Raw genomic sequence first — 14,443 nt, forward strand, 5'->3', positions numbered from 1 at the left:
GCTCACCGGAGGAAGGTGCCGATCCGCTCCCGGAGCGCCGGGGCGTCCAGGCCGTAGGCGGCCAGGTGCTCCGCGATCGAGCCGTAGTGCCGGTGCTCCTCGCGCGGCACCCCCAGGCCCAGCACCCGGTGCGGGCGGTCGGCGAGCGCCGCGTGCGCCTCGTTCGCGGAGGTGCCCGCCAGGTACGGCTCGACCAGCACCACGTCCGCCCGGTCGCCGAGCGCCGCGCGCAGCCCGGCGGCGTCGAAGGGGCGCACCGTCGCCGCGTACAGCACGGCGACGTCCAGGCCCTCGGTGGCCGCGAGCACCGCGTCCAGCATCGGCCCGACGGCGAGCACGGCTCCGCGCGAGCCGGACCGGACGGTGGTGAAGCGGCCCGGCTCGACCGGCACCGCGGCCGCGTTCCGGTGCTCCGAGAGCCGGACGTACACATTGCGGTCGCCGTCCGCGTAGGCGTGGCGCAGCAGTCGCTCGGCCTCGTCCGGGTGGCCGGGGACGTGGACCGTCCAGTCCGGCAGGGTGTCCAGCAGGGCGACGTCGCCCGGGGACATGTGGGTGCGGCCGCCGGCCGGCCAGTCGTACGAGCCCGCCGCGCTCACCAGCACGGCGCCGACGCCCTGGTGGACGAGGTCCAGCTTGACCTGTTCGAAGGGCCGCTCGATCAGGAAGCTGGCGAAGGTGTGGGCGATCGGACGCATCCCGGTGAGCGCCAGGCCGCCCGTCGCGCCGATCAGCAGCTGCTCGCGGATGCCGACGTTGACCACCCGGTCGGGGTGGCGCTGCTGTGCCGGGGCGAAGGCGGCCGCGGTGATGTCGGCGAGCACCACGGCCAGCCGGGGGTCCTCGTCCAGCAGGCGGGTGGTCACGTCCACGAAGCGCTCGCGCATGGTGTCCATCGGTGAAGTTCCTCTCGGGGGCTCGGTCGTGGCCTGATCGGTCGTGGCCTGATCGGTCGTGGCCTGATCGGTCGTGGCCTGATCGGTCGTGGCGGGGCGGGTCGTGGTGTCGGCGGGCCGGGGCTGCCGCCGGGTGCTCAGTGCTGCTCCTTGGGCTCGACCCGGGCGACCACCACGTGCGGGCGGCCCGGGTGCTCCGCGGTGTACGCGCGGTGCAGCGCCTCGTGGTCGCGCCCGTCCACCGTGGCGGTCGACCAGCCCTCGGCCGCGAAGCGCTGGGCGATGCCGCCCTGCCAGCCGTGCGTGGCCGAGGAGTTGTCGATCACCACCACGTGCAGCCGCTCCAGCCCGTAGGCCCCGGCGAAGGCCACCGCCTCGGCGTTGGAGCCCTCGTCGAACTCCGCGTCGCCGACCAGCACCCACACCGCCGGGTCGGTCAGGCCCTGCGCCCGCAGCCCGAGCGCGGTGCCGACGGCCAGCGGCAGGCCGTGTCCCAGCGAGCCGGAGGCGATCTCGACGCCCGCGAGCAGGGTGCGGTCCGGGTGGTGGCCGAGCGGCGAGTCGTAGCCGCCGAAGCTCGGCAGCACGGCCGGGTCGAGGAAGCCCTTGGCCGCCAGTACGGCGTAGTACGCCATCGGGCCGTGGCCCTTGGAGAGCAGGAAGCGGTCGCGGTCCTGGGCCTCTGCGGTCTCCGGGGCCACCCGCAGCACCCGGTCGTACAGCACCCAGAGCGCGTCCAGGGTGGAGGTGGCGGCCGGGCCGTGCTTCTCGGCGCCGGTCATCAGCGCCATCAGGGCGGGCAGGTCCTCGAATCGGGTGCCGGTCGCGTTCGTGCCGGTCGCGTTCGTGGCGGTCGCGTTCGTCGTCATGACCACGATGCTGCACCTTAAAGCCGACTTGAGGTCAAGCGGCTACAGTGGGTTCCCATGACCGCCCACTCCGACGGCCGCCGGGCCCCCGGCCCGCACCACGGCGACCTGCTCACCATCGGCCAACTCGCCCGCCGCAGTGGCCTCGCCGCCTCCGCGCTGCGCTACTACGAGAGCCTCGACCTGATCCAGGCCACCCGCACCTCCGGCGGCCAGCGCCGCTACACCCGCGGCACGCTGCGCCGGATCGCCTTCATCCGCGCCGCCCAGCGGGTGGGCCTCTCCCTGGACGAGGCGAAGGTCGCCCTCGACCGCCTCCCCGAGCGCCCGGCCCCCAGCGGCACCGAGTGGGACCGGGTCGCCGCGTCCTGGCAGAGCCGGATCGACGAGCAGATCGCCGAACTCCAACGGCTCAAGGCCAAGCTCACCGGCTGCATCGGCTGCGGCTGCCTGTCCCTCTCCCGCTGCGCCCTCTACAACGCCGCCGACCGCGCCGGCGAGGCCGGCCCCGGCGCCCGCTACCTGCTCACCCGCGACCCGGACGGCGGACCCGAACCGGTCCCGTCGGGCATGGAGACCTGCGGCACCCGCCCGGAGGGGCACTGAAAACCCTTTGCGCCGGGGCCGTTCACCTGCCTACGGTACGCCCGTGCTGCCCTTGGTGCTGACGGACGAGGAGTGGGACGCGGTCGTCCCCGACGAGACGGTGATGCGCCCCGGCGCCGAGGCGCTCTGCGCCCGGCTGGGCGTCGGAGGCCTGCCCCTGGAGCGCTTCCCCGAGGGCTCCGTGCCGGTCTACGCGGTCGGCGACGCGCTGGTGCTCAAGCTGTTCCCGGCCGCCTCCGCCCGGGACGGCATCGTCGAGGAGCGCGTGCTCACCCGCCTGGACGGCGCACTGCCGATCCCCACCCCGACCGTCCACGAGGCCGGCGAGTACGTCAACGGCTGGCGCCACGTCCTGATGTCCCGTCTGCCCGGCGAGGGCCTCGCCCCGGCCTGGCCGCGCATCCCGCCGCCCGACCGCGAGCGGATCGCCCGCCGCTGCGGCGAGGCGCTCGCCGCCCTGCACGCCCTCGACCCCGAGCCGCTCGCCGACGTCCTCGGCCCCGGCGACTGGCCGGCCTTCCTGGCCCGCCGGGCCACGGGCGCGGTGGCCCGCCAGCGCGAACGCGGGCTGGCGCGGGAGTGGCTGGAGCAGATCCCGGACTTCCTCGCCGCCGCCCCGCTCCCCGCCGCGCCCGGGCGCTCCCTGCTGCACACCGAGTTCATGCGCGAGCACCTGCTCACCGACCCGGCCGACGGCTGGCGCCTCACCGGCCTGATCGACTTCGAGCCCGCGATGATCGGCGACCCGGCCTACGACCTGGTCGCCGTCGGACTCTTCACCACCCGGGGGGACCCGCACCTGCTCGGCCACCTGCTGAACGCCTACGGCCGCCGCTTCGAGCCCCGGCTGCTGATGGCGTGCACCCTGCTCCACGTGTACAGCAACCTGCCGTGGTACCTGCGGGAGTTGAAGCCCTCGGCACGGACGCTGGACGCCCTCGCCGAGGAGTGGTTCGGGATCGCCTAGGCACGCCCTACGGACGCGGGTCGGTGCGCAGCAGGCTGTACCGGACGACATCGCGCCACGCGCCGGCCCGGAAGGTCACCGCGCGCTGCACGCCCTCCCGGGTGAAGCCGAGCTTCTCCAGGACGCGCTGCTCGGCCAGGTTGCCCGCCTCGGTGTCCGCCTCCAGCCGCATCACCGGGGAGTGCGCGAACAGGTGGTCCACCAGCAGCCGTTGGGCCCGGGTGCCGATCCCGCGCCCGCGCACGTGCGGCAGCAGCTGCACGCCGATGCTCCAGTACGGGGCGGACGGCCGCACCCCGCTGCGGTTGGCGGCGACGAAACCGCCGAACCTGCCCCCGACCTCGACCGCGAGCATCCACTGCCCCTCCTCCAGCAGCCCGCTCTCCAGCCACCGGCGGCGGTACCGCTGCGGATCGCGCCAGCCGTACCACTGGAACTCCCCCAGCATCTCCGGGTCGTTCACCAGCCCCTCGACCACGGGGAGGTCGGCCTCGGCTATCGGGCGCAGGGACACTGATTCATCACTCATGCAGGCGCCAACGCCCGAGCGGACTCGACGGTTCCTCAACCGAGCGGCGGCCGGGGACCGGTGCGCGGCAGGCTGTGGATGGAGCGGGCGAGCCGGAATCCCACGTCGTCGATCCGCAGCGTCGGGTGGCTCCGGCGGCGGACGGAGGCGCGGCAGCTCCAGTGCTCGTCGAACCAGCCGCCGCCGCGCAGGACGCGGTACTCGCCGTACACCTCGGGGTCGTACCGGTCCCAGCACCACTCCCAGACGTTGCCGAGCAGGTCGTACAGCCCGTGGGCGTTCGGGCGCAGCCCGCCCACCTCGTGCGGGCGCTCGCCCGAGTTGCCGCGGTACCAGGCGATGTCGTCCAGCGGGCCGTAGCGCGGGCCGTCCGTGCCGGCGCGGCAGGCGTGTTCCCATTCGGCCTCGGTGGGCAGCCGGTAGCCGTCGGTGGCGCGGTCCCAGGAGACGTCCTCGCCGTCCACCTCGTAGGCGGGCGCGAGGCCTTCGCGCCGGGACAGCTCGTTGCAGTGGCGGACGGCGTCCAGCCAGGAGACGCTGTGCGCGGGGCGGCGGTCGCCGGTCGCGCCCTCGTACTGCTCGCGGGTCACCGGACAGGCCGCCAGCCGGAACGGGGCGACGTCGACGGCCCAACTGCGCCGGGTGCGACGGTCGGAGAGGGTGACCCGGCCGGACGGTACGGTGATCATCCGCCGATCCTAGGGCGTTTCCTGCGGGTCCGGTCGGACGGGCCGCAGGAACGCCCCGACCCCCGGCCCGGCCGGCCACCGGGCACCGACCGGCACCGCGACCGCGCTTCCCCGCACGCCGGACCGATAATGGACGGGACGATTCCGTGGGTGAGAGGTGGCGCATGGCCGGCAGGTTGCGGGTGCTGAGGAAGCAGAACCGGCTCAGCCTGGAGGCACTCGCCGAGCAGGTCGGCGTCACCAAGAGCTACCTCTCCAAGGTCGAGCGCGGTATCAGCGACCCGTCGATCTCGACGGCGCTCAAGCTGGCCCACGCCCTCAAGGTCGACGTCGGCCGGCTCTTCTCGGACGAGGTGGAGCCCGAGCTCGTCACCGTCGTCCGGGCCGGTGAGCGCACTCCCGTCGGCACCGGGGCGGGCTCCGGCGTCTCCCGTTACGAGGGCATCGCGACCGGGCTCAGCGGCAAGCGGATGGTGCCGTTCATGATGTACCCGCCGACCGAACCGGCGGACCCGCCGTTCAAGTCGCACACGGGCGAGGAGTTCTTCTTCGTCCACGCGGGCACCGCCGTGCTGGAGTTCCCCGAGCGGAGCGTCGAACTCGGCCCCGGGGACAGCGTGTACTTCAACTCGGCGCTGCCCCACCGCTGCCGGAGCACCGGGCCGGAGCCGGCCGAGATCCTCGTGGTCATCCACGACGACCCGGACGGCCCCGCGGACCGGGTTCCCGCGCTGCCCTGACGGACCCGGCGGGCCCGGGGCCGCCCTGAAGCCGTCCCGAGCCCGACTTCAGGGCGGCCCCACGCCGCTGTCAGGCCTTCGGCCCGGCGCCGTCCGCCAGGGCGACTCCCGCCGCGGACAGCAGCGCGGACAGCTGCGCCGTCCGCGCCCCGTCCAGCGGCAGCAAGGGGTGCCGGGGCTCGCCGACGTCCAGGCCGCACAGGGCCAGGCCCGCCTTCACCGTGGTCGGCAGACCCCCGCCGAGCAGGAACTGCAGCACCGGCAGCTGCCGGTAGAACACCCGGCGGGCCGTTTCCGGGTCACCGGCGCGCACCGCCCGGTACAGGTCGAGGGTGAGCTCGGGGATGAGGCAGGGTGCGGCCGTGCACCAGCCGGCCGCGCCGGCCGCGAACGCCTCCAGGGCCAGCGGGTTGGAGCCGTTGTAGAACGGCAGGGCGCCGTCGGAGAGCTGGGTGAGCCGGTGCATCCGCTGGATGTCGCCGCTGCTCTCCTTGACCATGGTGATGTTCTCCACCTGGTCGACCAGCCGGTGCATGAGTTCCGGGCGGAGGTCGACCCCGGCGGTGGCGGGGTTGTTGTAGATCATCAGGGGGATGCCGATCGCGTCGGCGATCTCGGTGTAGTGCCGGGTGATCTCGCGTTCGTCCAGCCGCCAGTAGGAGAGCGGCAGCACCATCACCACGTCGGCACCGGCCCGTTCGGCGAACCGGGCGCGGCGGACGGCGCTGCGGGTGGTGAGGTCGGCGATGCCGACGACGGTGGGCACCCGGCCGGCGACGGCCGCCACCGACGCCTCGGCGGCGGTGTACCACTCCTGGTCGTCGAGGTAGGCGCTCTCGCCGGTGGAGCCGAGCGGGGCGACGGCGTGGCAGCCGGAGCGGACCAGCCGGTCGATCAGCTCGGTGAGCCGGTCGAGGTCCGGGCCGCCGTCGGCCGCGGAGAACGGGGTCACCGGGTAGGCGATGATCCCTTCCAGGGTGGTCGCGGGCATCTCAGGAGTCCTTCCGGGTGACGAGCGCGTCGCCGTGGCCGGCCCGCAGGGCGCGGCGGGCGTAGTAGGCGAAGTTCGCCTGGCCGCGCTTGGGGGTGGAGATCCAGTCGTGCGCCTCCTTGGCGAGCGGTTCGGGGATCTCCTGGATCTTCCCGGCGGCCCCGGCGAGGAGCTGCAGCTCGGCGGCCCGCTCGAAGAGCAGGGCCAGGGTGCACGCCTCCTCGACGGTTCCGGTGGCGACCAGCTGGCCGTGGTGGGCGAGCAGGAGGGCGCGCTTGTCGCCGAGGGCGGCGGAGATGATCTCGCCCTCCTCGTTGCCGACCGGGATGCCGGGCCACTTCTCCAGGAAGGCGCAGTCGTCGTAGAGCGGGCACAGGTCCATGTGCGAGACGACCAGCGGGGTCTCCAGCATCGAGAGCGCGGAGACGTGCAGCGGGTGGGTGTGGATGATGCAGTTGACGTCCGGGCGGGCCCGGTAGACCCAGCTGTGGAACCGGTTGGCCGGGTTGGCCATCCCGTCGCCCTCCAGGACGTGCAGGTCCTCGTCGACGAGGAGGAGGTTGTCCTCGGTGATCTCGTCGAAGCCCAGGCCCAGGCGCTGGGTGTAGTAGGTGCCCGGGCGTTCGGCCCGGGCGGTGATCTGGCCGGCCAGCCCGGAGTCGTGGCCGGCGTCGAACAGGATGCGGCAGGTCAGGGCCAGCTTCTGGCGCACCGTCCAGTCGTTGTCGGGGATCGCGGTCCGCATCCGCTGGTGGGCCAGGTCCACCAGGTCGGTCTTGCCCGTCTCGAACGTGTCGGCCATCGCCGTGGTTCTCCTTCGCTCGTCGGTCGGAGCGGTCCGCCGGGGCGCGGGGTGCGGCCCGCACCGGCGGGCCGCGGGCAGCGGCGACCCGCCCGGCGTCGCCGCGGAGCCCCGGGAAGACACGTCATTCACTTTAGGACACCTTGTGTCCTCGCGTCGACGGGTCACCCACCACCAGGACCCCGGATCCCGGCCCCGACCCCGGCCGCACGGGAAGCCGGCCGGGCCGACTTCCCGTGCGGGAGGCACCCCGCTACGCCCCGGCCTCCCGAAGGGTCACCGTGCACAGCCGCTTGGTGGCGCGGGTCAGGGCGACGTACAGGTCCCGTTCGCCCGCGGGCCGGGCGGCGACGATCCCGTCCGGGTCGACCACGACGGCCTCGTCGAACTCCAGGCCGCGCGCCTCCGACGCCGGGACCAGCCGGGCGTACCGCTCGACCCCGGCGGCCGCCAGTTCCGCCGTCCGGCCGTCCGCGCAGACCACGCCGAGCAGCTCGCCCGGATGCGCGGCGGCCTGCGCCCGCAGCTCGCGCACCAGCTCACCGGCGAGCCGCTCCGGCGCCACCGCGACGGACCGGGGCTCCTCACCGTGCCGGATCGACCGGACCGGCGGCTGCCCCGGGGCGATCCGGCCGAGCAACTCCCCGGTGGTGGCCAGGATCTCCCGCGTGGTCCGGTAGCTGACGGTCAGCGTCCGCAGGTCGAAGCGGCGGCCGACGTGCGGGGCGAGTGCCTCGTGCCAGTCCCGTGCGGTCGCCGCCGGGCCCGCCTGCGCGAAGTCGCCGACCAGTGTCATCGACCGGCCCGGGCACCGGCGCAGAATCATCCGCCACTGCATCGCCGTCAGCTCCTGCGCCTCGTCGACGACGACGTGCCCGAAGGCCTGCTCGGGCGGCCCGTCGACCAGGCTCGCCGCCTCGTCGAGGAGCGGCACGTCGGCGTCGGCCCACGGCGCGCCGGGCGTGCGCAGCAGCGACGCCCGCTCGTCGTCGCCGAGGTGCGGCAGGCGCGCGGCCAGTGCGTCGGCGTCGGCCAGCAGGGCGTCGACGACCTCGCCCGGCACGAGCCGCGGCCAGAGCTCCTCGACGGCCCGGTCCACGTACGCGTCGTCCAGGAGCGCGGCCCGGACGGCGTCGGCGTCGAACTCGTCGGCCCCCGTGGCGGGTTCGTCGTCGACGCCGAGCCTGCGCAGGTCCCGGGCCGCCATCCGGTCGAGGTCGATGCCGGTGAGCAGCGCGACCTCGGCGTCGATGCGCTCCAGCGCCTCGACCGTGCCGCGGGCCAGCGCGCCGGTCAGGGAGTCCACCAGCAGCTCCAGGAACAGCCGGCGCGCCCGGTTGTGGGCGAGGCCGCTCGCCTGCGCCGCCGCCCGCGCCCCGGCGACCTCCGCCTCCTCCAGGCGGACCCACTCCCGCCCGACCCGGACGGTGAAGTCCCCGCCCGGGGCCTGCCGCGAGCGGACCGACCCGGCCAGCGCGTCGGCCAGTTCGACGCAGCCCTTGAGGCGCGCCGCCCCGAACCCGTCCACGGCGCCCGGCGCGACGCCGGCCAGCTCCTCGCACGTCGCCAGGACGACGTCGTTCTCCCCGAGCGAGGGCAGCACCTGGGAGATGTAGTCGAGGAACCGCGCGTTCGGACCCAGCACCAGCACACCGCGCTCGGCCGCCTTCGGGAACGCGTACAGCACGTACGCGGCGCGGTGCAGCGCCACCACCGTCTTTCCGGTGCCCGGGCCGCCCTGCACCACCGTCACCCCGCGGTGCGGCGAGCGGACGATCGCGTCCTGCTCGGTCTGGAGCGTGGCGACCGCCGTCCCCATCCGTCCGGTCCGCCGCTCCCGCAGCGCCGCCGCCAACGGGCCGTCCCCCACGACGTCCCCGGCGGCCGGCTCCGAACCGTCCAGCAGTTCGTCGCTCACCCCGACCACCGTGCGGCCCGTCAGGCTCAGATGGCGGCGCCGCCGCAGCCCCAGGGGGTGGACCGGCGTCGCCTCGTAGAAGGCCCGTGCCGCCTCCGCCCGCCAGTCCACCAGCAACGGCAGCTCGTCCTCGTCCCGTTGCAGCCCCAGCCGCCCGATCCGCAGCACCGTCCCGTCCGCCAGGTCGATCCGGCCGAAGACCAGCCCGCCCTCGGCGCCCTGCAGCCGGCGCACCTCGCCCGCCAGCCGCCCGGCCGCCACCTCCCGCTCGTACACCTCGCCCGCGCCGTCCGCCGCCGACGCGAGCACCCGCCCCAGCTGCTCCCGCGCCCCGGCGAGCCGCTCGTCGAACAGCTCGCCGATGACGGACACCTGCACCCGCTCCAGCTCCACCTGCTGTGCGGCGTTGTCGTGGATCTGCGACAAGGAAGAGCCCCCTCTCGATTCGACCCGCCACTATGCAGAGGAAATCCGGGGAAGTAAATGTTGACTTGTCCGGTTCGCATGTGGCCCTCGAATCCCGTACGGCACTTTTCCCGGCGGAATTCCGGCACGCCCCCCAGGCGCCTCTCCCCACCCCGCGAAAACGCCCTTTCCCGGCCCGGGGCGGGGGTGGCGCCACGCGGCCGCCCGGGCCCGGAACACCTCTGTCGCACCGTGCCCCGGCGGCCCCAACAGCCCACCGCACAGCGGCTTTCGCGCCCGGGGCGCCCGCCCGCCGGACGGCCTACGCTCGGCGGAATGAACCGTACGATCCGCACCACCGAAGACGTCCTCGCCCTCCTCGACGGCCTTTTCCCGCCGGCCGAACCGTTCTGGGACCGGTTCTACGCGGACCGGTCCGCCGAGCGCCCGTTCTTCACGCCGAAACCGGACGAGAACCTGGCCTCCTACCTGGACCGCGGCCTGCTCGCCCCCGGCCGGGCGCTCGACCTCGGCTGCGGCGCCGGCCGCAACGCCGTCCACCTGGCCTCGCTCGGCTTCGAGGTGGACGCCGTCGACCTCTCCGCCACCGCCGTGACCTGGGCCGAGGAGCGCGCCCGCGAGGCCGGCGCGGGCACCGGCCTGCGGTTCCACCGGGCGAGCATCTTCGAGGCCCGGCTCCCCCACGCCCACTACGACCTGGTCTACGACTCCGGCTGCCTGCACCACCTCCCGCCGCACCGCCGGGTCAGCTACCTGGCCCTGCTCGACCGGGTGCTGGCACCGGGCGGGCACTTCGCCGTCACCGCCTTCGCGGCCGGCGCGACGGGCTCCGAGCGGACCGACGAGGAGCTCTACCGGCTCGGCGCCCTGGAGGGCGGCCTGGCGCACTCGCCGGACGAACTCCGCTCGCTGTTCCGCGAGTTCACCCCGCTGGAGATCCGCCCGATGGCCGCCCAGGGCCCCGGTTCGACGCTGTTCGGCGTCCCCTTCCTCCTCACCGCGCTCTTCCGCCGGGCCCCCGGCCGCTGACCGGCCTCCCGCCCGGCGCACCGGCCGCCGTCAGTCCCGCTCCCGCCCCACCGCCGCCTCGTACGCCAGCAGCGTGTCCACCACCAGGCGCCGCTGCGCCGCGTCGAGCGGCCCGAGGGCCGTGCGCCAGGCGACGGCCCCCGGGGCGAGCCAGGCCTCGATGGCGGGCAGCCGGGCGGGGGCGATCGCGACGATGCGGCGCCGGCGGTCGGCCTCGTCCTCGCGCCGTTCGAGGATGCCCTGCCGGCCGAGGTCGCCGACCATCAGGCTGACCGTGGTGGGGGCGACCTCCAGCCGGGCGGCGAGGTCGTTCACGCCCATCGGTCCGTCCAGCAGCAGGCAGGCCAGCAGCGACAGGTGGCGGGGCGCCAGTGCGAGGCCGCGCAGCGGCTCGGGGACGGGGATCCGCTTGGCCCGCCCGACCAGCCGGGGCATCAGCAGCAGCATCGACCGCACCGCGTCGTCGAGCCCCGCCCCGGTCGACGACGGCGTGTTCCGCGATTCCCCTTCGGCCGTTGACATCGCACACCCCTCCTCAGTTACCTTTGACATCAAAGCTGTTTTACATGCAAAGCGAACCCGTCAGCCCATGGTACGAACCGAGCCGAACGGAGCTCCACCATGCCGCACCTGAGCCTGCACATCCGCGAGGAGTCCCTCGACCCCGAGGTCGAGCGGGCCCTCATCGCCGGCCTCACCGAGGCCGTCACCTCCGTCTTCGGCGAACGGGTCCGCCCGCTGGTCGCGGTCGAGCTGATCGGGGTCCCCCAGCGCCGCCGGGGCATCGGCGGACTGCCGACCGAGGAGGTCGCACCGGTGGTCCTGCTGAGCCTGCGGGAGGCGGCCTACCACCTGCCGCAGGTGCCCGACGCGCCCGCCCGTCTGGTCGCGGCGGCCACCGCGGCGATCACCGGCGCGCTCGGCGAGGCCGTCGGACGGCAGACCGTGGTCACCCTCGACGGCGTCCCGGCGGGCCGCTCCGGGATCGGCGGCCGGGTCGCCTGACCGGGGTCGCCCGCGGATCCGTCGCACGGCACCGCGCACCCGCCCCCACCAGCCCGGATGCGCCGCCCCGGCCCGCGCACGGAGGCGGTCGCGCGCCCCTGGAACCCTCCTCGCCCCGCCCACCGCACCCCTTCGAGCCCGGTCACATTCACCCCATGAGCCCCACCAGTCCCAAAGGGAATCCGGGCCTCCGGCCGGAACCCGGCTTTGCGACCGGCGGTCCGGTGGCATAGGTTTCGACCGCCGTCGACACACCATCGACCCTGACCGGCCATCAGTCACGGGACGGACAGCGGGGCGAGGGGCCAGGCGGCCGCATGCACAGGGGAGGAGCTGCCATGCCGCAAGCCCGCGACCACGGGTCGACCGGGCGGCGGGGACGGACGGACGGCGCCGCGCACCAGCGGCCCACGGCCGGTGCGCGCCCGACCCCCGCCCACGCCACCGGACATCCGAGGAACCGTCAGTTGCGCACCACCAGAGTCGTCACCGCCACCGCCGCAGCCCTCGTCTGCCTGGGCGCCCTCAGCGCCTGCGGGCCGGACAACGGCAGCCAGGACGCCAACCCCGCCCTCCCCGCCGCCACCACCGGGCCCAGCGTCAACCCCAACAAGCCCAGCGGGTCCGACAAGGGCATCCCGGACAAGGCCTGGATGGACACCAAGAGCATCCCGATGGACGAGAGTTACCACTACACGCCGCTGGCGGCCAACGCCAAGCAGCTCTCCGGCCAGGTCCAGTTCAAGGGCATGGAGCTGTGCCGCGCCGCGGTCGCGAAGGACGACGAGCCGCTGTTCACCGGCACCGCCTCCGCCCGGGCCTCGGTCGGCTTCGGCGGGGACCGCTGGACGGCCGAGCAGACCCTGCTGTTCCACGGCGACCCGACCCGCAGCAGCGGCGCCAAGCAGAGCACCAACCTGGCCGAGGGGCGTCTGACGGAGGCGCTCAAGTCCTGCGCCAAGACCGCGCCCGGCGCCACCGTGAAGGTCGACAGCGCCCCGGACGCGCCCTACTTCGCCGCCGTCCTGACCGTCCCGCAGGCCGACGGCAGCACCGTCACCCTGCACGAGTACGTGGTCAGCGACGGCGGTGCGGTCAGCGAACTGGCGGTCTGGGCCACCACCAAGGCCGGCGCCCAGCCCAAGGACGCCTGGAAGGCCCCCGAGGACAAGTACGTCGGCACCGGCATGACCGCGCCGATGTGCGAGGCCCTCCCGGGCTGCGACGGGCACTGACGCCCGACGGGCCCTGACAGGCCGCGGACGGCCGGCGCCGGCGGCGCCCGCGGCGCCCCGCAGACGGCCGCCCGGCCCGTCCGGAACAGGGGACCGGACGGACCGGGCGGCTCCTTCGGGTCCGCTCCCGGGGCCCGGCCCGCGGGCCGGGCGGCCGGTCAGCCCCGCAGGACCGCCAGTTCGACCTCCCGGCCGGTCCCGCCGCCGGGCACCGGCAGCGCCACCCCGGACGGCTCGAAGCCGGCCTTGCGGTACATCGCCTCGGCCCGGGGGTTGTCCTCGTGGACGAACAGCCGCACCCGCTCCACCCGGGGCTCGGTGAGCGACCACGCCCACTCCTGGACGGTCCGGATCAGGTCGAGCGCCAGCCCGGTGCCGCGCGCCCGCGGCCGGACGTAGACGCCGACCACGTGCACCTGGTCGACCTCGACGACGTCGCCCTCCAGGGCCCCGTCCCCGCCGGACCGCTCGACCACTCCGGTCATGGAGCCGAGCCAGGTCCCGTCCTCGGCCTGCGCGACGAACTGCGCCACGTGCGGGTCCGTCGCCGCCCGGGTCGTGCGGTCCTGCCAGAACTCGTCCGGCTTGGCGACGGCCTGCTCGTGGGTCTCCAGGAAGGCCACGGCCGCGACCGGGTCCAGCAGCGCGTCCAGGCGGGTGTCCCTGAGCTGCTGCCACTCGTCGGCCCGCACTCGTCTGATGATCGTCGTACTGGTATTCATCGCGTGATGATGTCATCGGCACCGGCGGCCCGCGCAACCGAATTCGGCGCCTCCGACGGGCCGCTCAGGCCCGGGACCGCGCCAGCAGCCGCGCCAGCAGGGCCGCCGGCCCCTCCGGCAGGCTGCCGTGGACGAGTTCGGTGCGGTGCACCAGCCGGGGCGCGGCGATCGGCGCGTACCCGACCCCGGGTGCCGCCGCGAGCACCGGTTCGGGCAGCAGGGTGAGCCCGTGCCCGGCCGCGACCAGCGCGAGCAGTCCGTGCAGGTCGGTGCCCTGGTAGCGGGTGGCGGGCCGGAAGCCGTCGACGCCCGTGGCCGCGCGCAGCCGGGCCGCCGTCGGGGTGAGGTCGGGGGCGTCCAGCCAGCGGGCGGCGGAGAGGTCGGCGAGCGCGAGGCCGCCGCGGCCGGCCAGCGGGTGGCCGAGGGGCAGCGCGACGGCGACCGGCCGCTCGGCCACCGCGACGGTGCGCAGCGGGCCGACGTCGGGCAGCGGCAGCGGGTCGCTGGGCGCGGCCAGCCCGTCGATCAGGGCGAGGTCGACCTCGCCGGTGGCGACCTGGGCGGGCAGCACGTCCTGGGCGAGGACCCGGACCACCGGCTCCGTCAGCGGATGGGCCCGGCGCACCTCGCCGAGCGCACGCCCCAGGGTCGCCCCGACCGCCAGCGGGGTGGCCCCGAGCACCAGCCGGGCGCTCGGGGCGCCGGCCAGGCGCGCGACGTCGGCGCGCGCCGCCTCCAGCCGGACCAGCAGCGGTGCGGCGTGCTCCAGCAGCCGCCGCCCGGCCGCGGTCGGGCCGACCGGCCGACGGGACAGCAGTGTCGTGCCGAGGTCCGCCTCCAGCGCGGCGATCTGCTGGGAGACCGCGGACTGGGTGTAGCCGAGCTCCCGCGCCGCCTCCGAGAAGGAGGCGAGGCGGGCGACGGTGACGAAGGTGCGCAGCTGCTGCGGGTCCACGGCGGTCATCAACCGATCTGATCGATACTTAAGGAATCATCGTTGGCGCTGATCTCGGGTGCGG

At 75.0% G+C, this 14,443-nt stretch carries 16 protein-coding genes; 6 read left to right on the forward strand and 10 right to left on the reverse strand.

Going from position 1 to position 14,443, the window contains the following annotated elements:
* Positions 1 to 2: 2 nt before the first annotated feature.
* Positions 3 to 896: a transketolase family protein gene (locus ACZ6EM_RS21440; RefSeq protein ID WP_452178621.1), complete on the reverse strand. Its 894-nt coding sequence runs from the start codon at positions 894 to 896 to the stop codon at positions 3 to 5.
* Between the two features lie 137 nt (positions 897 to 1,033).
* Positions 1,034 to 1,765, reverse strand: coding sequence for a thiamine pyrophosphate-dependent enzyme (locus tag ACZ6EM_RS21445; RefSeq protein ID WP_401047604.1), 732 nt, complete (start codon positions 1,763 to 1,765; stop codon positions 1,034 to 1,036).
* A gap of 57 nt (positions 1,766 to 1,822) precedes the next feature.
* On the opposite strand from ACZ6EM_RS21445, the gene soxR reads away from it, so the two are divergent.
* Together soxR and ACZ6EM_RS21455 are read left to right on the forward strand one after the other, a co-directional pair.
* A complete protein-coding gene (gene soxR / locus ACZ6EM_RS21450; protein ID WP_359909625.1) occupies positions 1,823 to 2,371 on the forward strand; it encodes a redox-sensitive transcriptional activator SoxR in 549 nt (182 codons plus the stop codon).
* Positions 2,372 to 2,414: 43 nt separating this feature from the next.
* Positions 2,415 to 3,338: a phosphotransferase family protein gene (locus ACZ6EM_RS21455; RefSeq protein WP_465773016.1), complete on the forward strand. Its 924-nt coding sequence runs from the start codon at positions 2,415 to 2,417 to the stop codon at positions 3,336 to 3,338.
* A 7-nt stretch (positions 3,339 to 3,345) separates the two neighbouring features.
* Here ACZ6EM_RS21455 and ACZ6EM_RS21460 read toward each other — a convergent pair whose 3' ends face one another.
* Together ACZ6EM_RS21460 and ACZ6EM_RS21465 are read right to left on the reverse strand one after the other, a co-directional pair.
* Positions 3,346 to 3,867, reverse strand: a complete 522-nt coding sequence (locus tag ACZ6EM_RS21460) for a GNAT family N-acetyltransferase (RefSeq protein ID WP_401047601.1) — start codon at positions 3,865 to 3,867, stop codon at positions 3,346 to 3,348.
* Between the two features lie 35 nt (positions 3,868 to 3,902).
* Positions 3,903 to 4,556 (reverse strand): formylglycine-generating enzyme family protein, encoded by a 654-nt coding sequence (locus ACZ6EM_RS21465; protein ID WP_401047598.1) that lies wholly within the window; start codon positions 4,554 to 4,556, stop codon positions 3,903 to 3,905.
* 164 nt (positions 4,557 to 4,720) lie between these two features.
* Here ACZ6EM_RS21465 and ACZ6EM_RS21470 point away from each other — a divergent pair, with 164 nt between their 5' ends.
* On the forward strand, positions 4,721 to 5,296 hold the full coding sequence (locus ACZ6EM_RS21470; protein WP_452178624.1) for a helix-turn-helix domain-containing protein: 576 nt from the start codon (positions 4,721 to 4,723) through the stop codon (positions 5,294 to 5,296).
* Between the two features lie 70 nt (positions 5,297 to 5,366).
* Here ACZ6EM_RS21470 and ACZ6EM_RS21475 read toward each other — a convergent pair whose 3' ends face one another.
* From ACZ6EM_RS21475 to ACZ6EM_RS21485, 3 genes are all read right to left on the reverse strand, one after another.
* Complete coding sequence (locus ACZ6EM_RS21475) at positions 5,367 to 6,287, reverse strand: dihydrodipicolinate synthase family protein (RefSeq protein WP_401047592.1); 921 nt, start codon at positions 6,285 to 6,287, stop codon at positions 5,367 to 5,369.
* A 1-nt stretch (position 6,288) separates the two neighbouring features.
* A complete protein-coding gene (locus ACZ6EM_RS21480) occupies positions 6,289 to 7,089 on the reverse strand; it encodes an aldolase (protein ID WP_401047589.1) in 801 nt (266 codons plus the stop codon).
* A 253-nt stretch (positions 7,090 to 7,342) separates the two neighbouring features.
* Entirely contained in the window at positions 7,343 to 9,433 is a 2,091-nt protein-coding gene (locus ACZ6EM_RS21485; RefSeq protein WP_465773017.1) for a HelD family protein, read from the reverse strand.
* 315 nt (positions 9,434 to 9,748) lie between these two features.
* Here ACZ6EM_RS21485 and ACZ6EM_RS21490 point away from each other — a divergent pair, with 315 nt between their 5' ends.
* A complete protein-coding gene (locus ACZ6EM_RS21490) occupies positions 9,749 to 10,462 on the forward strand; it encodes a class I SAM-dependent methyltransferase (protein WP_465773018.1) in 714 nt (237 codons plus the stop codon).
* Between the two features lie 30 nt (positions 10,463 to 10,492).
* Here ACZ6EM_RS21490 and ACZ6EM_RS21495 read toward each other — a convergent pair whose 3' ends face one another.
* Positions 10,493 to 10,984, reverse strand: a complete 492-nt coding sequence (locus tag ACZ6EM_RS21495) for a MarR family transcriptional regulator (RefSeq protein WP_401054702.1) — start codon at positions 10,982 to 10,984, stop codon at positions 10,493 to 10,495.
* Between the two features lie 99 nt (positions 10,985 to 11,083).
* On the opposite strand from ACZ6EM_RS21495, the gene ACZ6EM_RS21500 reads away from it, so the two are divergent.
* Positions 11,084 to 11,467, forward strand: coding sequence for a tautomerase family protein (locus tag ACZ6EM_RS21500; protein ID WP_452178630.1), 384 nt, complete (start codon positions 11,084 to 11,086; stop codon positions 11,465 to 11,467).
* A 467-nt stretch (positions 11,468 to 11,934) separates the two neighbouring features.
* Positions 11,935 to 12,702 (forward strand): hypothetical protein, encoded by a 768-nt coding sequence (locus tag ACZ6EM_RS21505; RefSeq protein ID WP_401054705.1) that lies wholly within the window; start codon positions 11,935 to 11,937, stop codon positions 12,700 to 12,702.
* Positions 12,703 to 12,860: 158 nt separating this feature from the next.
* On the opposite strand, the gene ACZ6EM_RS21510 is transcribed toward ACZ6EM_RS21505, so the two are convergent.
* Both ACZ6EM_RS21510 and ACZ6EM_RS21515 read right to left on the reverse strand, forming a co-directional pair.
* Entirely contained in the window at positions 12,861 to 13,424 is a 564-nt protein-coding gene (locus ACZ6EM_RS21510; RefSeq protein ID WP_465773019.1) for a GNAT family N-acetyltransferase, read from the reverse strand.
* A gap of 64 nt (positions 13,425 to 13,488) precedes the next feature.
* The gene (locus ACZ6EM_RS21515; protein ID WP_401055162.1) at positions 13,489 to 14,379 is read right to left on the reverse strand and encodes a LysR family transcriptional regulator; all 891 of its coding nucleotides are present in this window, start codon (positions 14,377 to 14,379) and stop codon (positions 13,489 to 13,491) included.
* Between the last annotated feature and the right edge of the window lie 64 nt (positions 14,380 to 14,443).

It is taken from the genome of Kitasatospora sp. NPDC041917 (assembly GCF_055589745.1).